Origin of the sequence: Paenarthrobacter sp. DKR-5, from assembly GCF_018531425.1 — a bacterium.
GTDB lineage: Bacteria > Actinomycetota > Actinomycetes > Actinomycetales > Micrococcaceae > DKR-5.
Genome location: NZ_JAHBOI010000005.1, coordinates 183,938 through 207,397, shown reverse-complemented (window position 1 = coordinate 207,397; position 23,460 = coordinate 183,938). Strand labels below are relative to the sequence as shown.

General features: G+C 68.4%; 21 protein-coding genes. 5 read left to right on the top strand and 16 right to left on the bottom strand.

The annotated features are described in order from the left end of the window. Positions 1-88 precede the first annotated feature (88 nt). A complete protein-coding gene (locus KIH31_RS12525; RefSeq protein WP_214427472.1) occupies positions 89-1,378 on the bottom strand; it encodes an adenylosuccinate synthase in 1,290 nt (429 codons plus the stop codon). A 185-nt stretch (positions 1,379-1,563) separates the two neighbouring features. On the opposite strand from KIH31_RS12525, the gene KIH31_RS12520 reads away from it, so the two are divergent. Further along, positions 1,564-2,193 carry a hypothetical protein gene (locus KIH31_RS12520; protein ID WP_214427471.1) on the top strand — a complete coding sequence of 210 codons (630 nt, stop codon included), beginning with the start codon at positions 1,564-1,566 and terminating at the stop codon, positions 2,191-2,193. Between the two features lie 74 nt (positions 2,194-2,267). Here KIH31_RS12520 and KIH31_RS12515 read toward each other — a convergent pair whose 3' ends face one another. The 4 genes from KIH31_RS12515 to KIH31_RS12500 form a co-directional block, all read right to left on the bottom strand. After that, positions 2,268-2,693 carry a DUF3151 domain-containing protein gene (locus tag KIH31_RS12515; protein WP_214427470.1) on the bottom strand — a complete coding sequence of 142 codons (426 nt, stop codon included), beginning with the start codon at positions 2,691-2,693 and terminating at the stop codon, positions 2,268-2,270. 12 nt (positions 2,694-2,705) lie between these two features. Then, positions 2,706-3,725 carry a class II fructose-bisphosphate aldolase gene (fbaA, locus tag KIH31_RS12510; protein ID WP_214427469.1) on the bottom strand — a complete coding sequence of 340 codons (1,020 nt, stop codon included), beginning with the start codon at positions 3,723-3,725 and terminating at the stop codon, positions 2,706-2,708. Between the two features lie 170 nt (positions 3,726-3,895). Next, a complete protein-coding gene (locus tag KIH31_RS12505; RefSeq protein ID WP_214427468.1) occupies positions 3,896-5,872 on the bottom strand; it encodes a protease pro-enzyme activation domain-containing protein in 1,977 nt (658 codons plus the stop codon). An 85-nt stretch (positions 5,873-5,957) separates the two neighbouring features. Further along, complete coding sequence (locus tag KIH31_RS12500) at positions 5,958-6,617, bottom strand: TrmH family RNA methyltransferase (protein ID WP_214427467.1); 660 nt, start codon at positions 6,615-6,617, stop codon at positions 5,958-5,960. Positions 6,618-6,848: 231 nt separating this feature from the next. On the opposite strand from KIH31_RS12500, the gene KIH31_RS12495 reads away from it, so the two are divergent. Then, a complete protein-coding gene (locus KIH31_RS12495) occupies positions 6,849-7,646 on the top strand; it encodes an HAD-IIA family hydrolase (protein ID WP_214427466.1) in 798 nt (265 codons plus the stop codon). Between the two features lie 31 nt (positions 7,647-7,677). Here KIH31_RS12495 and pyrE read toward each other — a convergent pair whose 3' ends face one another. After that, a complete protein-coding gene (pyrE, locus tag KIH31_RS12490; protein WP_214427465.1) occupies positions 7,678-8,253 on the bottom strand; it encodes an orotate phosphoribosyltransferase in 576 nt (191 codons plus the stop codon). A 97-nt stretch (positions 8,254-8,350) separates the two neighbouring features. On the opposite strand from pyrE, the gene KIH31_RS12485 reads away from it, so the two are divergent. The 3 genes from KIH31_RS12485 to KIH31_RS12475 are packed head-to-tail and all read left to right on the top strand — an operon-like array spanning position 8,351 to position 11,053. After that, positions 8,351-9,157 (top strand): ABC transporter ATP-binding protein, encoded by an 807-nt coding sequence (locus KIH31_RS12485; RefSeq protein WP_214427464.1) that lies wholly within the window; start codon positions 8,351-8,353, stop codon positions 9,155-9,157. Beyond that, positions 9,154-9,990, top strand: coding sequence for an ABC transporter permease (locus tag KIH31_RS12480; RefSeq protein ID WP_214427463.1), 837 nt, complete (start codon positions 9,154-9,156; stop codon positions 9,988-9,990). The genes KIH31_RS12485 and KIH31_RS12480 overlap by 4 nt, the downstream gene beginning before the upstream one ends. Further along, on the top strand, positions 9,971-11,053 hold the full coding sequence (locus tag KIH31_RS12475) for a YbhN family protein (protein ID WP_214427462.1): 1,083 nt from the start codon (positions 9,971-9,973) through the stop codon (positions 11,051-11,053). Before KIH31_RS12480 ends, KIH31_RS12475 begins: the two co-directional genes overlap by 20 nt. Positions 11,054-11,158: 105 nt before the next feature. Here the strand turns inward: KIH31_RS12475 and manD are convergent, their stop codons facing one another. The 10 genes from manD to KIH31_RS12425 all read right to left on the bottom strand — a co-directional run bounded on the left by manD (position 11,159) and on the right by KIH31_RS12425 (position 23,459). After that, complete coding sequence (gene manD / locus KIH31_RS12470; protein WP_214427461.1) at positions 11,159-12,388, bottom strand: D-mannonate dehydratase ManD; 1,230 nt, start codon at positions 12,386-12,388, stop codon at positions 11,159-11,161. Positions 12,389-12,472: 84 nt separating this feature from the next. Further along, positions 12,473-13,861 carry a glucuronide transporter gene (uidB, locus tag KIH31_RS12465; protein ID WP_214427460.1) on the bottom strand — a complete coding sequence of 463 codons (1,389 nt, stop codon included), beginning with the start codon at positions 13,859-13,861 and terminating at the stop codon, positions 12,473-12,475. Beyond that, positions 13,858-15,636 (bottom strand): beta-glucuronidase, encoded by a 1,779-nt coding sequence (gene uidA / locus KIH31_RS12460; protein WP_214427459.1) that lies wholly within the window; start codon positions 15,634-15,636, stop codon positions 13,858-13,860. The genes uidB and uidA overlap by 4 nt, the downstream gene beginning before the upstream one ends. A 129-nt stretch (positions 15,637-15,765) precedes the next feature. Beyond that, complete coding sequence (locus KIH31_RS12455; protein ID WP_374224880.1) at positions 15,766-17,082, bottom strand: mannitol dehydrogenase family protein; 1,317 nt, start codon at positions 17,080-17,082, stop codon at positions 15,766-15,768. Positions 17,083-17,177: 95 nt separating this feature from the next. Beyond that, positions 17,178-18,584, bottom strand: coding sequence for a glucuronate isomerase (gene uxaC / locus KIH31_RS12450; RefSeq protein WP_214427457.1), 1,407 nt, complete (start codon positions 18,582-18,584; stop codon positions 17,178-17,180). A 40-nt stretch (positions 18,585-18,624) separates the two neighbouring features. Then, complete coding sequence (locus tag KIH31_RS12445; RefSeq protein WP_214427456.1) at positions 18,625-19,509, bottom strand: sugar phosphate isomerase/epimerase; 885 nt, start codon at positions 19,507-19,509, stop codon at positions 18,625-18,627. Further along, positions 19,506-20,678 (bottom strand): Gfo/Idh/MocA family protein, encoded by a 1,173-nt coding sequence (locus KIH31_RS12440; protein ID WP_214427455.1) that lies wholly within the window; start codon positions 20,676-20,678, stop codon positions 19,506-19,508. Before KIH31_RS12440 ends, KIH31_RS12445 begins: the two co-directional genes overlap by 4 nt. Further along, positions 20,675-21,529: a sugar phosphate isomerase/epimerase gene (locus tag KIH31_RS12435; protein ID WP_214427454.1), complete on the bottom strand. Its 855-nt coding sequence runs from the start codon at positions 21,527-21,529 to the stop codon at positions 20,675-20,677. The genes KIH31_RS12440 and KIH31_RS12435 overlap by 4 nt, the downstream gene beginning before the upstream one ends. Continuing rightward, complete coding sequence (locus tag KIH31_RS12430; protein WP_214427453.1) at positions 21,526-22,446, bottom strand: carbohydrate ABC transporter permease; 921 nt, start codon at positions 22,444-22,446, stop codon at positions 21,526-21,528. The genes KIH31_RS12435 and KIH31_RS12430 overlap by 4 nt, the downstream gene beginning before the upstream one ends. Beyond that, positions 22,443-23,459 (bottom strand): carbohydrate ABC transporter permease, encoded by a 1,017-nt coding sequence (locus tag KIH31_RS12425; RefSeq protein WP_214427452.1) that lies wholly within the window; start codon positions 23,457-23,459, stop codon positions 22,443-22,445. The genes KIH31_RS12430 and KIH31_RS12425 overlap by 4 nt, the downstream gene beginning before the upstream one ends. Position 23,460 lies beyond the last annotated feature (1 nt).

Genomic DNA, 23,460 nt, shown 5'->3' with positions numbered 1-23,460 from the left:
CATGACGCCTCCCGGGTCCAGGAGGCGGCATGATCTGCAAAGTCGCGAGCGGGCCGGCAGCACCTGCTGCGGGCCGGCAGTGCCGGACCTAGTCGAGGATCAGGTCGTTGACCACGATGGTCTGGTCCCGGTCCGGGCCGACGCCGATCGCGGAGAAACGGGTGCCGGAGAGCCGCTCAAGCGCCCGGACATAGGTCTGCGCGTTCGCCGGAAGGTCCTCGATCGTCTTGGCGCTCGAAATGTCCTCGGTCCAGCCGTCGAAGTACTCGAAGATCGGCTTGGCGTGGTGGAACTCGGTCTGCGTCATCGGCATCTCATCGTGCCGGACGCCGTCGACGTCGTAGGCCACGCAGACCGGGATCCGCTCGATGCCGGTGAGCACATCCAGCTTCGTGAGGAAGTAGTCGGTGAAGCCGTTCACGCGGGAGGCATGCCGTGCCAGCAGCGCGTCGTACCAGCCGCAGCGGCGGGGCCGGCCCGTATTGACGCCGAATTCGCCGCCCGTCTTCTGCAGGTACTCCCCCATCTCGTCGAACAGTTCGGTCGGGAACGGCCCTGCGCCAACGCGCGTGGTGTAGGCCTTGATGATGCCCACCACGCGGGAAATGCGGGTCGGTCCGATGCCGGAGCCGACGGAGGATCCGCCCGCCGTCGGGTTGGAGGAGGTCACGAAGGGGTAGGTGCCGTGGTCCACGTCCAGGAAGGTCGCCTGGCCACCTTCCATCAGCACGACCTTGCCCTCGTCCAGGGCCTTGTTCAGCACATAGGTGGAGTCGACCACCATCGGCGCGAGCCGCTCGGCGAAGCCCAGGAAGTACTCGACGATTTCCTCGACGTCGACCGCGCGGCGGTTGTACACCTTGACCAGCAGTTCGTTCTTCTGCCGCAGCGAGCCCTCGACCTTCTGCCGCAGAATCGACTCGTCGAAGATGTCCTGCACGCGGATGCCCAGCCGGGCCACCTTGTCCATGTAGGCCGGGCCGATGCCGCGGCCGGTGGTGCCGATGGCGCGCTTGCCGAGGAACCGTTCGGTCACCTTGTCCAGCACCTGGTGGTACGGAGCTACAAGGTGCGCGTTCGCGGAAACCAGCAGCCTGGACGTGTCCGCGCCGCGCGCGTTCAGGCCGTCGATCTCCTCGAACAGGGCCTCGAGGTTGACCACCACACCGTTGCCGATGATCGGGACCACGTTGGGGCTGAGAATGCCGGCGGGAAGGAGCTTCAGCTCGTACTTCTCGCCGCCGACGACGACGGTGTGGCCGGCGTTGTTGCCGCCGTTGGGCTTGACGACGTAGTCAACGCGGCCACCGAGCAGGTCGGTGGCCTTGCCCTTACCCTCGTCGCCCCACTGGGCTCCGACAATGACAATTGCTGGCATGGGATCCTCCCCCTTGCTCATGTGACCGGCGTTCACCGGCTGTCCAGCGGCTGCCGGACACAAAAACGCCCCTCGTGCACAGCGTAAGAAGCTCATCGCGCGAAGGGGCTCTTACCAGCCAAGATTACCCGAGCGGGCACAGCGGCGCGACTTTCCGGGCGCGGAGCCCCGGGTAGATTGGCCGCATGATCCTCCCGCAACGCAGGCCAGCACAGCACAATCCGCCGCCGGACCGGTTCCGCGGCTACATCGCCGGCATGGGCACCGGTGCCGGTATCCGGATCGTCGTCGGGCACTGGCAGTCCTCGCCGCTGGGCGGATTCACGGATGTGATGGTTCAGCACCCGGACGGCCGTCGGGTCCTGCTTGCCCCGAACGACGACGTCGCCGCCTACGTGCGCGCGACCTACACCTTCGATGAGGTGCTCATCGCCCCGGTGCGCGCGGACCTGTCACCGCGGGAACTCACGGTCACCGCCGGCCCGCTTTCCCTCTCCGCTGGCATCGGGGCCCGCGCGCCTTTGGGCCATCTGCTGCGCGCCGTGCCGCGGCGCCTCGGAACCAGCCCGCTGTGGCTGGGGGCGCTCGATCCCTTGGCCAGGCTGGCGCGGCTGCGCACGGCGGGCTCGGCAGGCGGGGGGCGCCGCGAGTTCTACGGCGTCACCGACCTGCGCCGCCTCACCGGGCTGTGCGCGTCCTGGGACGGGGAGGAGCTGGGCGGCCTGCGGCCCGTCCTGCCCCCTGTGACATTTGGCTTCGGCTCAGCTCCCCCGGCGCCGTCCATCGCCACCCTCGTCACCACGATCCGGCACTGAACCGGGCCAGCGCCATAAACGCAACGTGCCCCCGGTCCGAGGACCGGGGGCACGCTGCGTCGGGGAAACCCCCGCTAGCTCTTCTCGATTTCCGCCTTCGCGGCGGGATCGGATTCCCGCAGGAACTCCTCCACACGAGCCGCTTCGTCGGTTTCACCGATGGCAGCCGCAGCGCGGCCCAGCGCGTACAGCGCCCGCAGGAAGCCCTGGTTCGGTTCATGCGAGTACGGCACCGGACCCGCCCCGCGCCAGCCGTTGCGGCGCAGCGCGTCCAGGCCCCGGTGGTATCCGGTGCGCGCGTAGGCGTAGGACTCGATGGTCCGGCCCTCGGCGAACGCCTCGTCGGCCAGGATGGCCCACAGGAGCGAGGACGTCGGGTGCTGCGCGGCCAGGTCCACGGCCTCGTGGCCCGTCGCGAGCCCACGGTAGACCTCCGGCTCGTCCGGCAGGAGAGTCGGCTCCGGGCCCAGCAGGTTGCGCGGCCTGAATTCGTCGGACATCAGGGGTGCCTCCTAGAAGGTCTTGCCGGCGGAACCAAGTTCCTGGGCAGCCTGGACGAGGCGGGCGGCGAGTCCCTTCTCGGCCGCGGCGCCCCAGACGCGCGGGTCGTAGGTCTTCTTGTTGCCGACCTCGCCGTCCACCTTCAGCACGCCGTCGTAGTTGCGGAACATGTGGTCCACGACCGGGCGGGTGTAGGCATACTGGGTGTCGGTGTCGATGTTCATCTTGATCACGCCGTAGGAGACGGCGTCGGCGATCTCCTGCGGGGAGGAGCCGGAGCCGCCGTGGAACACCAGGTCGAACGGGCTGTTCTTGCCGATCCGGGAACCGACCTGCTCCTGGATCTCCTTCAGGATCTCCGGGCGCAGCTTGACGTTGCCCGGCTTGTACACGCCGTGCACGTTGCCGAAGGTCAGCGCGGTGATGTAGCGGCCGTTCTCGCCGGAGCCCAGGGCCTCGACCGTGGCAAGACCGTCCTCCACGGTGGTGTAGAGCTTGTCGTTGATCTCGTTCGCGACGCCGTCCTCTTCGCCGCCGACAGTGCCGATCTCGATCTCGAGGATCATCTTGGCGGCCGCGGTGCGGGCCAGCAGGTCCTTGGCGATCCGCAGGTTCTCCTGCAGCGTCTCGGCCGAGCCGTCCCACATGTGGGAGTTGAAGATCGGGTCCTGTCCGCGCTTGACGGCGGCTTCGGACTCGGCCAGCAGCGGCAGGACGAAACCGTCCAGCTTGTCCTTCGGGCAGTGGTCGGTGTGCAGGGCGACATTCACCGGGTAGTTCTTGGCGACCTCGCGGGCGAAAGCGGCGAAACCAAGCGAACCGGCCACCATGTCCTTGGTCGAGGCGCCGGACCAGTAGGCCGCGCCACCGGTGGAGACCTGCACGATGCCGTCCGACCCGGCGTCCGCGAAGCCCTGCAGGGCCGCGTTCAGCGTCTGGGAGGAGGTGACGTTCACGGCCGGGTAGGCGTAGCCGCCTGCCTTGGCCCGGTCGATCATTTCGGCGTACTTCTCAGGGGTTGCGATAGGCATGCTGGCTCCTCATCGAAAGCAGTGGTAGCTACGTGGCTCCTTACATCCTAGCCACGAGCGCCTTTCCACCGAATACGTGAAGCCGGGCCCGGGAAATGTTCCCGGACCCGGCTTCACGGCTGCTGTGGCTCTGCCGCGGCGGTGCCGCCGGCTGACGCCCGGCCTGGCGCTTAGCCGCCCGCGACGGCAGTGGCGAACCGGACCGTCATGCTGCCCAGGCCTGTCACGTCGTCATAGCCCGGAGCCGTGGTCAGCGAGGTGTCCTGGTCGGTGCCGACCAGGTAGCTCGCGCCGCTGACTGAACTCGAGAACACGAGGGCCTGCGGGCTGGGCTGCGGCGCCACGTCCCGCACGCCGGAACCTGCCGACTGGGCCGCCTGGTAGATGGCCGGGTTCGCGAAGCCGACCGTGTGGCCCGTTGCGGACTGGGCGATCGCCATTTGTGCCGCTGTCAGCGGGCAGGCCAGCGAGGTGCCGCCGTAGCGGGTCGTCTCGTAGGAGCCCGTCTTGACCACCTTGTCGTTGGTGATCGGGCTGATGCCCACCTGGTACCCGGTGTACGGATCCGCGAGCGAGGCCACGTCCGGGGAGACGCGGTGGCCGTTGGCGAGCGCGGACGGGACGGCGCCCTGCTGGTACGCGGGCTGGTCGAAGACGGCGCTGGTGCCGCCGCCGGCGCCGAAGCGGAACGCCCCGGGCAGGGCGGCCGCGTAGCCGAGGCTGCCGTCGGCGTTCTGCACGATCTGGTCCCGGGTGGTGCCCCAGCCGGTCTCGAAGAGGTAGTTGTTGTCCTTGCCGACCGCCAGGCTGGTGCCGCCGACGGCGGTGACGAACGGGGAGCTGGCCGGGAAGTCAGGGGACGTGTAGCCCAGCGAGGCCTTCTCGTCGCCGTAGTCACCGCTCGAGAAGTACAGACCCACGCCTTCGCCGGCCGCCTGCACGTGCAGGTTCTGCATGCCCATCAGCGCGTTCGGCGAGACGGCCTCGCCCACGTAGCCGTAGCTGTTGCTGACAATCGTGCTTAGCTTCTGGTCCAGGATCGTGGACATGGCCACGTCGATGCCGGCGCCGCAGTTGTTGGCTCCGACGTAGAGGATGTTGGCAGCCGGCGCCAGTCCGTGGACGGCTTCGACGTCGAGCGTCTGCTCCCCCTGCCAGCCGCTGGGCTCGCCGCAGATCGCCTGGTCCATGAACATCCGGGAGTCCGGGACAATCTGCTGGTACTGCCCGGCCTTGAACTCCGGCACGCCGTTGTTCTGAGAGTAGGTGTTCGCGTCGGACTCAATGCTCGGGGATGCGTAGGCATCGATGATGGCGACCGTCTGGCCGGCGCCCGCCGTCGACGGGCTGGTGACACCGTAGGCGCCCTGCAGCTGGGACGGGGTGTAGCCGCAGATGGCCGTGCCGAAGCTTGTCTTCCCGTAGGCCTCCGGGACCGTCGCCTGGTGCTGGCCCCAGTAAGCGGAGCAGGGTGCGGCCACCGGCGGAGCGCTCACGGGCTTGCCGGTGGGCTGCGTCTGGCCCGCCTCGCCGTCGGCCGAGGCAAGGGACGGACGGGTGAGCAGCCGGCCCTGGTCGATGGAGATGCCGGAGACCCGGGCGGCCAGGTCCGCCGGCAGGGACGGCGCCGTCGCCGGTCCGATCAGGTTCGTGCCGTGGAAGGAGTAGGTCTGCTCCGTGGTGCTGAAGGCGGCGTTGATCTGCGAGACCGTGCCGCGGAAGACCACGTAGAGGCCGCTGGCGGGAACGGAAGTCACCACCATGCCCTGCGCCTTGAGATAGTCGACCAGCGCGGCCACGTCCGCCTTCGCAGGTCCGTACTTGCCGATCCACTCCTCCGGGGAGAGATAGTTCTGGTAGTCCGGGCTGCCCGGCGTCGAGACGGCGGTGGCGAACGCCTGGGCGGCACCGGCGTCAGGCAGCTTCAGGTAGATCTCGCCCTCGACAGTGGTGTTGCTCAGCGGCGTACCGGTCTTGGTCCGCGAGCCTGCCCATGGGGGAACCGAACCGGGATAGTTGTTCGACGGCGGCGGTGACGGCGGGGCTGCGACGGCTGCGGTGGCCGTCAGGCCGACGGCGCAGGCAAGGGATGCGCCAAACGCCAGCAGGCGCGTGAAGCGCCGGGAATGCGAAGTTGAGACCTTCATCAGATGACTTCCCCTAGGCGGGCGCCCTTTGCGCCCACACACGCCAGAGCCTAAACGCCCCAAGGCCGATCTGACTATAGATGCCTCAGGAAACTTTCTGCCCGAACACGTGCCGGCGCACCCAGGCGTGCATCGCGATCGCCGCCGCGGCGGACGCATTGATGGATCGGGTGGACCCGAACTGGGCGATGGACAGCGTGGCCTCGGCGGCGCCGTGCACCTCCGGGGTCAACCCCGGCCCCTCCTGCCCGAAGACCAGCACGCAGTTCTCCGGCAGGTCGTAGGTTTCCAGCGGCACGGAATCGGGGAAGTTGTCGATCCCGATCACGGTCAGGCCTTCGCCCCGGGCCCAGGCGACGAACTCTTCCACGCTCGGGTGGTGGCGCACATGCTGGTACTTGTCGGTGACCATGGCCCCGCGCCGGTTCCAGCGCCGACGGCCGATGATGTGGACTTCCTTGGCCATGAAAGCGTTGGCTGTCCGCACCACGGAACCGATATTCAGGTCGTGCTGCCAGTTCTCGATCGCCACGTGGAACGAATGCCGCTTCGCATCAAGGTCGGCGACGATCGCGTCGTGCCGCCAGTACCGGTATTCGTCCACCACGTTGCGTGTGTCCCCGTGCGCCAGGAGTTCCGGATCCCACTGCGGCCCATCCGGAAGCGGGCCTTCCCACGGACCGACGCCAACGCCCGGGGCGGGATCGGGGGCGGCATCGGCGGCAGGGGCGGGCTCGTTCTTCACGCCCCAAGCCTAGCGGCGCCGTCGCCCCCTTCCGCCGGGCGGCGCCGTCGCCCCCTTCCGCCGGGCGGCGCCGTCGCCCCCTTCCGCCGAACGGCCAGTTGCGGCGGCCTCCGGCGGGTCGAGGCCGCCGCAACTGGCCGTTGGGCGGGGGTCCTGTAACGGCCGACACTGTAACCCGTCGCCGGAGATGGCAGACTGGGGCCAGCAAACGACAGCTGAGCGGAGGAGAACATGGTGGCTGTAGAGGGTGCCCGGACCCCGGCTGACATTGAGTGCTGGCTGACCGACATGGACGGCGTGCTGGTGCACGAGAACCACGCGATCACCGGCGCCGCGGAGCTCATCCAGCGCTGGGTGGACACCTCGAAGCGTTTCCTGGTGCTCACCAACAACTCCATCTTCACCCCGCGGGACCTGGCCGCCCGTCTGCGGTCCTCCGGGCTGGAAGTGCCTGAGGAGAACATCTGGACCTCCGCGCTGGCCACCGCCCAGTTCCTCAAGGCCCAGATGCCCGGGGGCCGGGCGTTCGTGATCGGCGAGGCGGGACTGACGACGGCGTTGCACGAGTCCGGCTTCATCCTCACCGACCAGGACCCGGACTACGTGGTCCTCGGAGAGACGCGCACCTACTCGTTCGAGGCCATCACCAAGGCAATCCGGCTCATCCTCGAAGGCGCCCGGTTCATCAGCACCAACCCGGACCCGACCGGCCCGTCCAAGGAAGGCCCGATGCCGGCCACCGGCGCCATCGCCGCGCTGATCAGCAAGGCGACAAACCGGGAGCCCTACACGATCGGCAAGCCGAACCCGATGATGTTCCGTTCCGCCATGAACCAGATCGAGGCACATTCGGAGACCACGGCCATGATCGGGGACCGGATGGACACCGACATCATTGCCGGCATGGAAGCGGGCCTGCACACGGTCCTGGTGCTCAGCGGCATCACGCAGCAGGAACACATCAGCCGGTTCCCGTTCCGGCCGAACCAGACCCTGAACTCGGTGGCGGACCTGATCCCTCAGATCTGACGGCGAACCCGACGCCCAGGCGGAACCCGCCTCAGTCGAGGCCGAGCTCGTCCTTGCCGAAGGCGTACAGGTACGGCAGGCCGGCTTCCTGCTCGATCCGTTCCTTCGCCCCGGTGTTCCGGTCCACGATGACGGCGACGGCGACGACGTCGGCGCCGGCCTTGCGCAGCGCCTCCACCGCGGTCAGGGCGGAGCCGCCGGTGGTGGAGGTGTCTTCCAGGGCGATGACGCGGCGTCCGCGGACCTCGGGGCCTTCGACCTGGCGGCCCATGCCGTAGGACTTCTGTGCCTTGCGGACCACGAACGAGTCGATTGGCCGGCCGGCGTCACCGGCGGCGTGCATCACCGCGGTGCCGACCGGGTCCGCCCCCATCGTCAGTCCGCCGGCGGCTTCGAAGCCGTCCAGCCCGGCGTCGTCGATCAACGCCAGCATCACCTGGCCCACCAGCCGGGACGCCTCGTGGTGCAGCGTGATCCGGCGCAGGTCGATGTAGTAATCGGCCTCGGCGCCGCTGGAAAGCGTCACCTTCCCGCGCACCACCGCGAGCTCCTTGATCAGATCCAGCAACCGGGCACGGGCGGCGGGCAACGCAAGCGCAGAAGTCATGGCTTCCATCTTAGGGGCGCCCGCAAACGTTGCGGTGCGGCTGGCGCGGGGACCTTCGCCCCTTGCCCCACGTCGGCGGCGGGGAAAGGCTGGCACCATGCAGCAGACTCCGGCGGTCAAATGCAGGGGGATCCGCTACAGCTTCGGACAGACCTTGGCTGTGGCCGGGGTTGATCTGGAGGTGGCCGCGGGCACCGTGTTCGGTCTGCTCGGCCCGAACGGAGCAGGAAAGACCACCGTCATCCGCATGATCACCACCCTGCTGGCGACCAAGGTTGGCACGATCGAGGTTTTCGGCGTCGATGTGGCCCGCAACAAGCTGCAGGCACGGCGGCTGATCGGCTATGTGCCGCAGCAGCCGTCCGCCGACAAGGACCTCTCGGTGCGGGAGAACGTGACCCTGTTCGCGAGGCTCTTCGACGTCCCGCGGGCCCAGCGGCGCGTTGCGGTCGACGACGCGCTGGAGTCCGTCGGCCTGCTGGACATGGCAGGGAAGACCGCGGCCGCGCTTTCAGGCGGGATGATCCGGCGGCTGGAGTTGGCGCAGGCGCTCGTCAGTGCCCCGCGCCTGCTTGTCCTCGACGAGCCCACGGTGGGTCTGGACCCCGGCGGCCGGGCGGCGGTGTGGGAGAGGATCGGGGAGGTCAAGGACCGCACCGGGATGACGGTGCTGGTCACCACCCACTACATGGACGAGGCGGACCAGCACTGCGACGAGGTCGCGCTGATGCACCGCGGTCTTGTGCACGGTCTGGGCACACCTCACGACCTCAAGGCCTCCCTCGGCCCCGAAGCCACGCTCGACGACGTCTTCCTGGCCGTCGCGGGCGAGTCCTACGGCTCGCCCGGATCGTTCGGCTCGCCCGGCCCGAACGGCCGGTTCGGCAGCGGGCGCAGACCATGACAAGCGTTCCCGCCGACCTCCGTCCGCAGGCAGGGGCGTCCCCGGCGTGGCCGCGCCGCCTGGCCGGGCTGGCCGGCCTCCTCATGTCACGGGTCCTGACCATGTGCGTGGTCGAACTGCAGAAAATGGCCCATGACCGCACCGAGCTGCTCATCCGGGCCATCCAGCCGGCCCTCTGGCTGCTCATCTTCGGTGAAACCTTCACCCGGCTGCGGGCCATCCCGACGGGAAACGTCCCCTATCTCGACTACCTCACCCCTGGGATCCTGGCCCAGTCCGCCCTGTTCGTCGCGATCTTCTACGGCATCCAGATCATCTGGGACCGCGACGCCGGCATCCTCGCCCGGTTGCTGGTCACCCCGACGCCGAGGGCCGCGCTCGTCGCCGGCAAGGCCTTCGCCTCGGGCATGCGGGCGCTCGTTCAGGCTGTCGTCGTCCTCGTGCTCGCGGCCCTCCTGGGCGTGAGGCTGACGACCAACCCGCTGCTCCTGCTCGGCACGGCCGGATTCGTGGTGCTCGGTTCAGCCTTCTTCTGCTGCCTCTCGATCACCATCGCGGGCCTGGTCCTGAGCCGGGAACGGTTGATGGGCATCGGGCAGGCCATCACCATGCCGCTGTTCTTTGCCTCGAACGCGCTCTACCCGGTCGGATTGATGCCGGACTGGCTGCAGGCCTTGAACCGGGCCAACCCCCTGGGCTACGAAGTGGATGCGCTGCGGGGCCTGCTGATCGGCACCCCCGCGCACATCCTGCTCGATTTGGCAGTGCTGGCCGCGTCCGCGGTCGCCATGATCGGCATCGCGGCGGCGCTGCTTGGCCGCCTGGCGCGCTGACCGCATTCCGAAGGGCGTGCGCCGCACCGTCCTGATTCTCGCTGCCGTCATCATCGCCGAGTACTTCGCACTGCCGCAGCTGGCCACGGCGGAGGGCGAACTCGGCGTGCTGGCGGGCCTGTCAGCCCCGCTGATGGTCACTGCACTGGCTTTCGAGGCCGCGTCCTGGTTCGCCTTCAGCGGCCTGACCAGGATGATGCTGCCAGCCGAGGACCGCCCCGGCTACGGCACGCTCGTGCTGATCGACCTGTGCTATCAAGGTCTCGTCCACGTCCTGCCCGGCGGAACCACATCCGCCGCGGCAGTGCGGTACCGGATGCTGGTGTCCGCCGGATGCTCCCCTCCGGATGCCCTCGCGGCGGCCACCATGGAGTCCGTCGGCTCAAACCTCGCCCTCGGTGCCGTCTTTGCCGGCGGGGTGGTCCTGGTTTTGCCGGCTCCGCACCTTGGCGCCTACATCGAGGTGGCCGGGGCGGCCGTGCTGGTGCTGCTGATCGCGGCGGCCGGCGCAGCAATCCTGCTCCGCCGGCACCTCGACGCCGGTGTTTCCGCTGCCCGTGCGGGCGCCCGGCGCCTGCGCGTGGTCCGGCAGGACGCCGCGGAGGCGTTCGTCCGGCGCCTCGCCCGGCAGCTCGACCTCTTCGAACTCAGGCCAAGGGCCTTCGGGCTGGCCGCGCTGCTCGCCCTTGCCAACTGGCTGCTGGACGCCGTCGCGCTGTGGCTGGTCCTCGCCGCGTTCGGCGAATTCCTCTCCGTCCCGGCACTGCTGGCCGCCTACGGGCTGGCGAGCATCCTGGCCTCGCTTCCGCTGACACCCGGCGGCATCGGGATCGTCGAAGGAGCGCTCGTGCCGGTGCTCGTGGAGCTCGGCACGGACCGGCCCGAAGCCCTGCTGGGCGTGATCGGGTGGAGGCTGCTGGAATACTGGCTCCCCATCCCCCTCGCCGGCGTCGCCTACCTGCTCCTCCGGCTGCACCGGCACCCCCGTCGGCAGAGGGCCGCCGGCTCCGGGTCCGACCCCGGAGCGGGCTCCGCCGTCACGCCACGCGAGCACCGCCACTAAGGATCCGGCCGCAGCCGTCACACCGAAAGCGAGGATGGATTCCGCGCGCTTTTTGCGGAATCTTACTGCTCGCGTGGTGTGACGGTCGCGGCCGGCGCGACGGACTCACCAGTCGTGCATGGTCCCGTCGGCGAGGCGGTTGTAGGGCAGGTAGGCCTGCTGGTACGGGAAGGAGGCGGCCGCTTCCTCGTTCAGCTCCACGCCCAGTCCCGGGGCGTCGCCGGGGTGCAGGTAGCCATCCTTGAAGGTCATGCTCTGCTCGAAGACGGTGTTCGTCTTCTCCGAGTGCTGCATGTACTCCTGGATGCCGTAGTTGTGGATCGCCAGGCCCACGTGGAGCTGGGCCGCGAAGCCGACCGGGGAGATGTCGGTCGGGCCGTGGAAGCCGGACTTAATCTGGTACTGCGCCGCGTAGTCCATGACCTTCTTCAGCGGCGAGATGCCGCCGAAGTGGGTGGAGGCCGCCCGGACATAGTCGATCAGCTGCTCCTTGATCAGCGCCTGGAAGTCCCAAACGGTGTTGAAGATTTCCCCGATCGCCAGAGGGGTCGTGGTGTGCTGGCGGACCAGGCGCAGCCCTTCCTGGTTCTCCGCCGGCGTGCAGTCCTCGAGCCAGAACAGGTCGTACGGCTCCAGGGCCTTGCCGAGCTTCGCAGCCTGGATAGGGGTCATGCGGTGGTGGCCGTCGTGCAGCAGGGGCAGTTCCGGGCCGAACTCGTTGCGGACCGCCTCGAAAACCGTCGGGAGGTGGCGCAGGTACGCGCGTGTGTCCCAGTCCTCTTCCTGCGGGTAGGCGCCGCGGCCGGCGGGCTCGTAGTCGTAGCGCTCCCCCGAGGCCTGGGCCTGCGCTGCGACCCCGTAGACGGCCTTGATGCCCGGAATGGCGGTCTGGATCCGGATGGACCTGTAGCCCAGTTCCAGGTGCTCGCGGACCGAATCGAACAGGGACGGAATGTCGCTGCCGGAGGCGTGGCCGTAGGCCCGCAGGGCATTGCGGGAGGCGCCCCCGAGGAGCTGGTACACCGGGAGCCCGGCAACCTTGCCCTTGATGTCCCACAGAGCCATGTCGACGGCGGCAATCGCCGCCATCGTCACCGGCCCGCGGCGCCAGTAGGCGCTGCGGTACAGGAACTGCCAGGTGTCCTCGATCCGGTGCGGATCGCGCCCGATCAGCAGCTGGGCAACGTGCTCCTTGAGGTAGGCGGCCACCGCCAGCTCACGGCCGTTGAGCGTGGCGTCCCCGATGCCGGTGACGCCCTCATCGGTGGTGATCCTGAGCGTGACGAAGTTGCGGGTCGGACTGGTGACGAACACGTCAGCAGCAATGATTTTCACGGTTGTCCTTTCAATGGAAGCGGTCTGCTGGTTTCGGTCAGGGGTGCCGGCTAAGCGGTGGTGCGGGCTGCACGGTTGTGCGGGCTAAGCGCCGGGCTGCCCGGTCCGTCGCGCCGCGATTTCGTCAACGATGGTGCGGTGCCGGGCGTCGGTCAGCGGGTAGGCAATCATGACGAGCATAGCCAGCCCGGTGAAGACCACGGGGAGCAGGCCGGCCCCGGCCCGGATGCCCCAGACGGCCTGTTCGCTCTGCCCACCGGCGCCTGCGGCATAGCCGCCCCAGGCCAGGGCGTACGCGGCGAGCGCACCTCCTACCGCCTGGCCGGTCTTGCGGGTGAAGGAAAACAGGGCGTAGGTGATGCCTTCGGTGCGCACCTGTGTCTTCCACTCTCCGTACTCGACCGTGTCGGCTTCGAGGGCCCACACCAGCATGTTGACGGTGAGGATGCCGAACTGGGTGATGGCGGCGCCGGCAAAGGCCAGCGGCACCAGGGAGGCGGGGGTGAGGAAAACGATCAGTCCGCCGAGCACGACGACCGCGCTCGCCACGAGGTAGGTGTTCTTCTTGCCGATGCTTCGCACCAGGCGCGGAAGCACGAATCCCATCCCGAAGGTGAGGACGAGGTTCACCACGGACAGCGCCGCGTACAGCGGAAGGGCGTGCAGCACGTCCCGGAAGTAGTAGATCTGCACCGTGCTGACGGCAAGCATGCCGGTGAGGAAGAGGAAGGAGCTCACGCACAGCAGCAGGAGCGGCTTGTTGCCTTTCAGTGTGTCCAGGCTCTGCTTCAGGGTCACCTTGGGGACATCCCGCTGGACGCGTTCCCTGGCCGTCAGGACCGTGAACAGGTACAGCCCGGCGCCGACGACGGCGAAGGCAACGGTCAGCATCGTGAACAGCGGCTGGAGGTTGGCGCCGTGCACCATCAGCGGTGCAATGAAAATGCCGAGGAAGGAGCCGACGGCGACGGCACCGATAGTGCGGGCGCCGGCGAGCTTGGCGCCCTCACTGGAGACCTGCGTCATGGCACCGGCAAGCGAGCCATAGGGAATGTTGACGAGACTGTAGGCCAGCCCGAGCAGCGTGTAGCTCGCGTAGGCCCAGATCAGCATCCCGGTCTGACCGAGCTGCGGGATCGAGAAGCTGGCAACGCTGAGCAGCAGCAGCGGCATGGACCCGAACATGATGAAGGGGCGGAACTTGCCGAACCGCTTGCTGTACGCCCTGTCGACCAGACGGCCGGCGAAGACGTCGGAGAATGCGTCGAAGACGCGGACCACGAGCAGCAGGGTTCCCGCTGCCGCTGCGCTGATTCCGGCGACATCCGTGTAGTACAGCAGCAGGAACATGTTCGCCGTCGTGAAAGCGAGGTTGTTGGCGGCGTCGCCTGCTCCGTAGCCGATGATGCTGACCTTCGAGAGCGGCCTGAGCGCATCGTTGCGTGTCCGGGCCGGGGCCGTGGTGGCGGTCATCGCTTCAACCAGCGGCGGCGCAGGCTGTGCGCGGCCGCCTTGGGCCGCCGGTCGCGGGTGAAGACACCCTTTTTGTTGCCGTCCACCCGCATGATGCCGTTGGACGTTTGGAAGTCGGCGAAATTCCAGACCTGCTCACCGACCAGGGCCTCCACCCTGTCGAAAACGCGGTGGTACATGTCCAGGAACTCGCTCTGGTACTCCTCGCTCCACGGCTGGTTGTAAAGCGAATGGAACCCGGAAAGGGTGTCCGCACCATACTCGGTCATGATGATCGGCTTGCCGTACTTGCCGTCCCAGCCCAGCAGTTCCTGCTCCAGCACTGCCTCGGCCGCCGCCAGGTCACCGTTTTGCAGATACCAGCCGTAGTAGCGGTTGAGCATGATCACGTCGAAGAGGTCGGTGATGATGTCCTTGTCCCAGTCGTCGAACATGACGTTGACGAAGCCGACGGGGCGGCTGGGGTCGAGCTTCCGAGTCAGGGCTGCCAGTGGCTCGAAGTAGGCCCGGGCGCCGTCCTCGGAGGAGTTCGGCTCGTTGGCGATGCTCCAGAGCACCACCGACGGGTGGTTCTTGTCCCGCGCGACGAGCTCGCTGATGACCTGCCGGTGGCTTGCTGCCGTGTCCTCGTTGACGAAATCCTCCGCGTAGGTGCTGCGCGGGCCGCCACCGAAGACGCCGGCGAAGGCGCCGTTCAATCCCACCGCCGGTGTTTCATCGATGATGACGATCCCATGGCGGTCGGCGAACTCCATCACCTCTTCCGCATAGGGGTAATGGGACGTGCGGAACGAGTTGGCGCCGATCCAGTCCAGCAAGGAAAAGTCGTTCACCAACTGGGCGTTGCCATGGCCCTTGCCCACCGTGACGTGGTCCTCGTGCATGCCGAAGCCCTTGAAGTAGAAGGGGTCGCCGTTGATCAGGAACCTGCGGCCCTTGACTTCCACCGTCCGCACACCGAAGGGGAGTTCGTAGCTGTCCACGAGGACGCCGTCGGCCCGGATCTCAGCGACGAAAGTGTAGAGGTAGGCATTGCCCGGCTGCCACAGCCGGGCGTTCTCGATCCGCACGGTGCCGGCTGCGTCGGCCGCCGCCGCCACCTCCCGGCCGTCCGCATCCAGGACCCTGACGGTAACGGCACCCGTGGCGTCCCCGGCAGTGATGACCTCATAACGGACGAGCCCGGCATCCGCTTCGATGTCGGTGACGAGGGTGACGTCCTCGACGTGCTCCGACGGAGTGCTGTAAAGCCAGACGGAGCGGTGGATTCCGGCGTAGTTGTAGAAGTCGTGCAGGTACGTCTGGGTGCGGCGCCCGTCGGCGCCGACGTCGATCCTTCCCGGCGGGATGCTCGCCTGGGTCAGCTCATTGCTGACGGCGACCGTGAGCCGGAACTGCTCCCCGGCTGCGACGTGGTCAGTGATATCCGCTTCGAAGGGCAGGTATCCTCCTTGGTGCGAGGCGACCTCGACGTCGTCGACCCAGACGGTCGCTGCGTGGGTGGCCGAATCGAGCCGCAGATGGATGCGCTCCCCGTTCCAGCCGCGCGGCACCTGCACCTGGCGCTGGTACCAGACATAGCCCACGTGGTCACGGATCCGCTGATCCGCGTAGAGGTCGTTGAAGCTGGCCGGAACGGCGGCTTCCAGCCGGCTGTCCAGGCGCCGGGCAAACCAGCGCTCTGCGTGGCCTGTCCGGTCGAAATCGACGGCGAACCGGTACAGTCCGTCGAGGTTGACCAGTTCACGGGTGGGGCCGTTCTGCGGCTTCAGCATGCTTCTCGTCCTATCGCTTCATTGCGGCGGGGCTGCGGCGCGCGATGCATGCGCCGCAGCCCCGGAGGCTTACACCCATCCTAGGAAGCCCGGCAAATCGATGCAACCGGTTGCCAACAGTTGCCAAAGCTAGCCGCCGATTCCGCCTGCCAGCTCCTCAAGGAGGTCGAGCAGGTTCTCGTCCGAGGCAAGGTCGCCGTCGACGAGTCGCACCAGCGCCCGCGTTCGGTCCCGGCCCGCACGGCCCAGGGCCTCGGCAATCCCCGCAGCCTGCGGGTCCTGCAGGCCCGAAGTGGCCGCCGCATAGCCCAGCCAGGCGGCGATCATCCGGGCGGCGCCGCTCCCGGCCCTGCCCGCGGCCCGCTCCTCCTTCAGGACAGGCACGGCGCGCACACGCAGCTTGCTCGTTCCGTCAGCGGCGATCTGAGCCAGGTGGTGCGCGATCCGGCTGTTGCCGAAGCGCTCCAGCAGCGCCTGCCGGTACTGCGGGATCTGCAGACCCTCCGCAGGAAGGTTGTGCTCCGCCTCGTCCCACAATTCCTGGACCCAGGCGGCGCACCGCGGGTCGGCAAGGGCCTCGGCCACCGTCGCATGGCCGCGCTGCAGCCCCGCGTAGGCCAGCAGCGAGTGGGCGCCGTTGAGCAGCCACAGCTTGCGGAGCTCGTAGGGCTCGATGTCATCCACGAAGACCGCGCCCGCCCGTTCCCACGCAGGGCGCCCCGCAGGGAACTCGCCGCTCAGGACCCAGTTGCTGAACGGCTCCGTCACCACCGGTGAGGAATCGGCAAACCCGCAGCGCTCAGCCACGAGGTCGATCTCGGCCTGGGTGGTCCGCGGCGTGATCCTGTCCACGGAGGTCCCGACAAAACTGACGTTGCTCCCGATCCACGCCGCAAGGGAAGGGTCGCTGCCGGCGGCGATGCCGAGCACGGCATTGCGGGCCGCCACCGCATTGGCAGCGAGGTTGTCGCAGGAGACGACGGCGACCGGCCCGGCGCCGGCATCCCGGCGGGCACCCAGTCCGGCCACCAGCCGGCCGAGCGGCGTGGACGGCCCGGGGGCCGAGCCGTCCCCGCCGAGGCCGGCGATATCGGCCGCGACCGCGGGATCAGCGGTGTCCAGGCTGAGGTCCGAGCGCAGATGGTAGGCAGCTTCCGTGATCGTCAACGTGACCACCGCCGTTGCGGGTGAGGCCAGCAGTTCCTTCAGGCGGTGCAGGTCGGCGCCGTCGCGGGCTTCGACGATGGACGTGAGCACCTGGAATTCATCGCCGCGGTCGGAACGGATAATCAAGGTGGACAGTCCATCCTGGGCGGCGAGTGCCTGCGCGGCGTCCGGCCGCCGGCCGGTGAACGCCGCGATCCCCCATTCCCCGTCCGGGTCGGACTGCTGGGTGTACCAGGCCTGGTGGGCGCGGTGGAACGCCCCGAGACCGAGATGCACGATGCGCACCGGGGCGGGAGCGGGCCCCGCCCACGTGCTCCGGTTGAGCGGACGAGGGGCTGTTGTCTGCCGGAACGTTGACCCGGAGGATTGGACAGTCACAGCTTGAATACCCTGCGCGGCGAGGCATCGACCAGGTCGACGATGATCCGGGCGGCGCCGGCCTCGGTGATCCGGTGTTCGGCGACCAACCGGGCCAGGAAGGAGGCTTCGATCCGCCGCGACGTGTCGTGCCGGGCGGGAATGGAGCAGAAGGCCCTGGTGTCGTCGATGAACCCGGCCGAACGGGAGAAGCCGGCCGTTTCGGTCACTGCCGAGCGGAAGCGCAGCATGGCGTCCGGGGCGTCGAGGAACCACCACGGCGCTCCCAGGTACACGGCCGGATAGAAACCGGCCAGCGGCGCGAGTTCGCGGGAGAACACTGTTTCGTCCAACGTGAAGAGGACCAGGTGGAAGTCCTTGGCGGTGCCGAAATCGGCCAGCAAGGGCCGGATCCCCTCGGTGTAGTTCACCGCGAAGGGGATGTCGTGGCCGGTGTCGGCGCCGAACCGCTCGAACGTCCCGGGGTGGTGGTTGCGGAACGAACCGGGGTGAATGGTCATCACCAGGCCGTCCTCGACCGACATCCGCGCCATCTGGTACAGCATGTGGGCTTCGAAGGCGTCACGTTCGGCTGCGCTCACGTCCCCGCGGCGAGCCTTCTCGAACAGCGCTTCGGCCTCAACACGGTCCAGCTTCAGCGTCAGCGGGGTGCGCACGCCGTGGTCGGCGGACACGGCGCCGTGGTCGATGAAGTAGCGGCGCCGGTTTTCCAGCGCCGTGACGTAGCCGGCGTATCCCGATTTGCCGTCCCCGGCGGACTGCACCAGCCTCGTGACGTTGTCCGCGAAACCCGGCGCGTGGGCGTTGATGTAGGCATCCGGGCGGAAGGTCGGCACCACCCGGCCCTGGAAGGCCGGGTCCGCGGCAAGCCCGGCGTGGGCGGCAAGGTCGTCCAGTGGATCGTCAGTGGTGGCGAGGACTTCGATGTTGAAGTCCTTGAAGAGCTGCCGCGGCCGGAACCCCGGGTCCTTCAGCCGCGCGCTGATCGTGTCGAACAACGCGTCCGCTGCGGCTTCCGAGGGCTCTTCCGTGAGTCCGAAGACATGCTCGAACTCGCTGCGAAGCCAGTAGCCGGAAGCGGTCCCCTCGAAGAGCGGCCAGGCGGCGCAGAAATGGCGCCATACCGTCCGCGGCTCGGTGCGGGCTCCCGGGCCAACGCCGAGCTGGTCGAGCGGCACCCCGCTGGCGTGGATCAGGCGCGTGACGTAGTGGTCAGGGCTGACCAGCAGCGCTGCCGGATCCGGGAACGGCGTGTCGTGGAGGAGCATGTCCGCGTCGATATGGCCGTGCGGGGAGATGATGGGCAGGTCCTGGACCTGTTCCAGCAGCGAACGGGCAATCGCCCGCACGCCTGGCTCGGCGGGCAGGAGCCGGTTCGGATCGGATGCTATCGACATTGACATGACCTCATCGTGGGTAGAGTGGCAATTCGCTTCGGGCAGCTCAGAGCGCAGCCAGGGCCGCGGTCTTGCGCAGGTAGTCCAGGTTGTCGGCGGTGCGTTCGGCCAGCGGGAGCGCCGTGGAGAAATCCTCGACCGTCACCCAGCCGTCGTAGCCGAAGGCCGCCAGCGCCCGGAAGTACTCCAGCACGCTGCCCTGTCCCTCGCGCAGCGGAACCCATTGGGTGTCGTACACGGCGGCCCCGGAGGCGTCCGGTGCGTCCTGGCGTACCCAGGCCGCGTTCTTGACGTGGACGTGCGCCAGATAGTCGCCGAGCAATTCGAACGCCGGCAGCGGATCCTCCCACCCCTCAATGACCAGGTTCCCCAGGTCGTGGATGACGCCGACGTGCTGCGGATCCAGGCCCTCGAGCAGCCGCAGCGCCGAGGACGCGGAGGCGGTGATCGTGCGGTGGTGGAGCTCGACGAGGGCCTTCACGCCGTGGTGGGCGGCACGGCCGGCAACCCATTCGAAGTCCTTTCGGGCGGCGGCGAACAGCTCCGGGTAGGGCCTGCCGCTGGGCGCTTCCGCACCCCATGCGGCCGTGCCGAGCGGCAGGGTGGTCACGCGGACCTGGCGTGCCCCCAGCGCGGCCGTCGCGGCCAGCATCCGTTCGACGTCGTCGTGGTTGTCGCAGCGCGCATAGCCGCCGATCCCGGAGAACTCCAGCCCCGCCCGGCCGGTGACCGCGGCGATCCTCTCCAGGTTGCCTTCGAGTCCGGCCAGCGGCCAGGTGGCTTTGTTGCCGGCCCAGAACCCGGGCGTTTCCGACTCCGCCTGGTCGGTGATGCGCCATTCAATCCCGTCCCAGCCCTGGGCGGCGAGCGCGGATGCCGCCTCCTCGGGGCTCCACTCCGGCGTCGACGCCGTGAAAACCGAGAATTTCATGCCTGCACCCTTTCCGCAGCAGTGCTGCCGGTACGGACCTCGAGGTCGTTGTATTTGCCGTCCAGTACGTCCTGGAACAGCACTGGCGTATTGAGAGTCGCCGAGACGTAGACGGCCCGCACGGCCGCGAGGGCGTTGACCGCGTCAGTCACGGTCACCCCCGGGGCGCGCCCGGAGGCGATGGCGTCCAGGACGTCGCGGTACTGGCGGATATGGCCGGCGGGATAGACGGTCGGGTCCTTCGCCTCGTAGGTTTCCGACGGGTACTTGGCCAGCTCGTCCGCAGCCTGGTTGCCCCCGCCCTGCAGGCCCATGTCCGCCGAGGCGGTTCCCTCTCCGGCGGCGTGGAAGTACTCCAGCCGGTCGTTGTCGAGCACTGCCGATCCGGCGGAGCCCATCAGCTGCAGCCGCACCGTCAGCCCGGGGTAGGCCGCGGTGGTTGCGTGGAGGACGGCGAGGCCGCCGTTTTCGAACGTCACGGTGGCCACGGCGGTATCTTCGACTTCGACCCGTTCGTGCGCCAGCAGCGCGGTCCTGGCACTGATCTCCACCGGGCGGCCCATCAGCCACAGGAGCAGGTCCACGGTGTGCACGCCCTGGTTCATCAGGGCACCGCCCCCGTCCATGGCCCACGTGCCCCGCCAGTCGCCGGAATCGTAGTAGCCCTGGCTGCGCCACCAGGCCACGGACGCTATGGCCGACGTGAGCCGGCCGAAGCGGCCCGCGCCGACGGCGTCGGCCACCGCGCGGCTGCCCTGGTCGAAGCGGTGCTGGCTGATCACCGATGCCACGATGCCCCGGCTGGATGCTTCCGCAGCAGCCGCTTCGATCTCCTGCGCGCGGCTGAGGTCGACGTCAAGGGGCTTTTCGATGATCAGGTGTTTCCCGGCGGCGAGCACCTCCAGGCCCTGCTGGATGTGCAGGCCGCTGGGGGTGGCGACGGCGACGAGGTCGATGTCGCTGCCGTCGAAGGCCTCGGCGAGGGTGGCGTAGGTGCGCGGCCGGGGGTCCCCGTTGCGCTCGATGGCGTCGGCGAGCGCTTCCGCCGCGGCCGGGATGGCATCCACGAGCGCAACGACGCTGAGACCGGGGATCTCCCGGACGGCTGCCGCGTGGGTGCGGCCGATGTTGCCGCAGCCGGCAATGGCTACTCGGGTGGTTTCGGTCATGCTGTTTTCACTCCTGCTTCTGCTGTCACTTTGGCGAAGGCGCGGGCGGCGATGCCGAAGGCGGTCGGCCCGGAGAATCCGCCGAGCCCGTGGGCTCCGGCGAGGTGCGGTTCGAGGGATGCGAAACCGGTGTAGCCGTCGTCCTTCAGGGCCTGGACGGTGCGCAGCAGGTCCCCGTCCCCCTCACCTGCCGGCGTCACATGGCCGTTGGCGAACAGCGCGTCCTTGACCTGCAGGTACTCCAGATGCGGGCGCAGCTTGGCGTAGGCCTCCTCGAACGGCTTGACGCCGACCTGCACGAAGTTCGCGGCGTCCCAGGCCACCTTGAGGGCCGGCGAAGCGACGGATTCGATGATGTCCAGGACCCGCTCGGGGACGTCCCCGAAAATGTCCTTTTCGTTTTCGTGCAGCAGCACCACGCCGGCTTCCTCGGCGACGGCGGCCAAGGCACGCATCCGCTCGATGACGTCGTCGCGGACGCTCTCCACTGCCACTCCGGAGCCGTAGTAGAAGGAGAAGATGCGGATGTACCGCGCATCGAGGACCTCCGCGGCACGGACCGCACGGCGCAGCCGCTCCACCTCGTGCGCGATCGGCAGGCCGACGTCGACCTTCCCGATCGGCGAGGCGATGGCGGAGACCCGCATGCCCTTGTCCTTGAACAGGCGTGCCAGCTCCTGCAGCTGGTCCTCGGACAGTTCGACGATGTTCGTGCCCCATGCGGAGCGGACCTCGATGTGGGCCGCACCGAGAGCCTGGAGCACGGCGATCTGCACCACCGGGTCGTCGTCGATCTCGTCGCCGAAACCCGAGAGGAGCCAGGTTGGCTGGGAGTCCGGTTCGTTGCTCATTTCACTCCTCCGGCGGTGAGACCGCCCACTAGATAGCGTTGGAATATCAGGTACAGCACCACGACCGGCGCCGCGCACACGAGGGCGGCGGCCATCATCTGACCGTAGTACGGGATGGTCCCGCCCTCCTGCGACACCGTGAAGGTCTGCAGCGCGACGGCGGCGGTCTGGCTCCCCGGCCGGGTCATCACGGACGCGAAGAGGACGTCGTTCCAGCCGAGCAGGAAGGCGAAGATACCCGAGACGACAATGCCCGGCCAGCTCAGCGGCAGGATGATCTTGAACAGCACCCCCAGGTTGCTGGCGCCGTCGATCCGGGCGGCTTCTTCGAGTTCGCGCGGCAGTCCCCGCAGGTAGGTCACCATCACCCAGGTGGAGAACGGCATCGCGAACGTCAGGTAGGTGACGAAGAGCCCCCACTGGGTTCCGATCACCTGGACGCCGAGGTAGGTGAAGGCCGAGGAAAACAGCACGAAGACCGGCAGGACCATCAGCGTCCCGGGGACGGACTGGAGCCCGAGCAGGCCGCGCAGGATGGTGAGCCGGCCGCGGAAGTTGTAGCGCACCAGCACGAAGGCGGTGGACACGGCCAGCGCGGCGGAGACGACGGCGGTGGCCCCGGCCACGAGCACGCTGTTCGCCAGGCCGCCGGCCAGCCCGACACTGCTCCAGATGGTCGAGTAGTTGCCCAGGCTGAAGGACGAGGGCCAGAACTCGCCGCGGGCGACACCGAGGTCCGAGTTCACGGAGGCCAGGAAGATGTAGACGACGGGCACGAGCACCAGCGCCCCGAGGAGGACGAGGATGACGGCGAGCAGCGGTCCGGGCAGCAGCCGGGTGACCTCTGCCTGCCGCCGGGACCCGGGACGGGTCAGAGCCGGTTCCGGCGGGGTGCGCAGGGCGGTGGAGGTGGTCATTTCTTGCCTCCGGGGGTCTCGGCGTCGTCCAGCTTGACGGCGCGCAGGTAGATGAACAGCGGAATGGCGATCAGGATGAGCGAGATGAAGGCCATGGCCGCGCTGAGTCCGAAGCGGAAGCTCTGGAAGCTCGTGACGTAGGTGAGGATGGGCAGCACTTCGACGTCCGAGGGCGCCGGAATGCCGAACAGCACGAACGGCAACGTGAAGTTGTTGATGTGGTGCAGCATGCCGATCAGGAAGGCGAGCGACAGCGGCCCCTTCAGGTATGGGAAGATCACGAAGCGCAGCTTGTTCCACCAGAGGGCGCCGTCCAGTGCGGACGCTTCATGCACTTCGTGGTCCACCGCCTGCAGCCCGGAGAGCGCGAGCAGGTAGATGAAGGGCCAGGAAGCCCAGATCTGCACCAGGATCAGCGTCCAGAAGGTCTGCGGACCGTTCAGCCACAGGCCGGCGTGGATGCCGATGGTGCCGAGCGCCTTGTCCACGACCCCCTCGGGCTGGAACATGATCCGCCACACCGTGGCCACCACGAAGGAGGGCAGCACGTAGGGGATCAGGAAGATCGACCGGACGACGGCACGGCCCCGGAAAGCGTTCTGCGTCGCGACCGCCGCGGCTATGCCCAGGGGCAGCGTGACGAGCATGGCAATGAGCGAATAGCTCACGCTGAGCCAGACAGCATGCAGCAGGGGGCTGGCCGTCAGCGCCTCGACGAAGTTGTCGACGCCGATGAAAGGGGCGCTGATCCACTTGCGCAGGGTGTACTGGTCCAGGTTCAGCACGGACATGTAGATACCCAGCAGCAGCGGGAGCACGATGATGACGATCATCAGCACCCCGCCGGGAATCAGCATCCAGAGCGGGCGGTTCCGCTCGGTCAGCAGCCGGCGCCGGCCGGCCGGTGCCGGCTGTCCTCCCCCGGCAGGGGTTTCCGCGCCGGCGGCTCGCGTCGCCCGGGTCGCGGCGGCAACCGCCGCGACCCGGACTTCGTTTGAAGCATCAGTGGACATC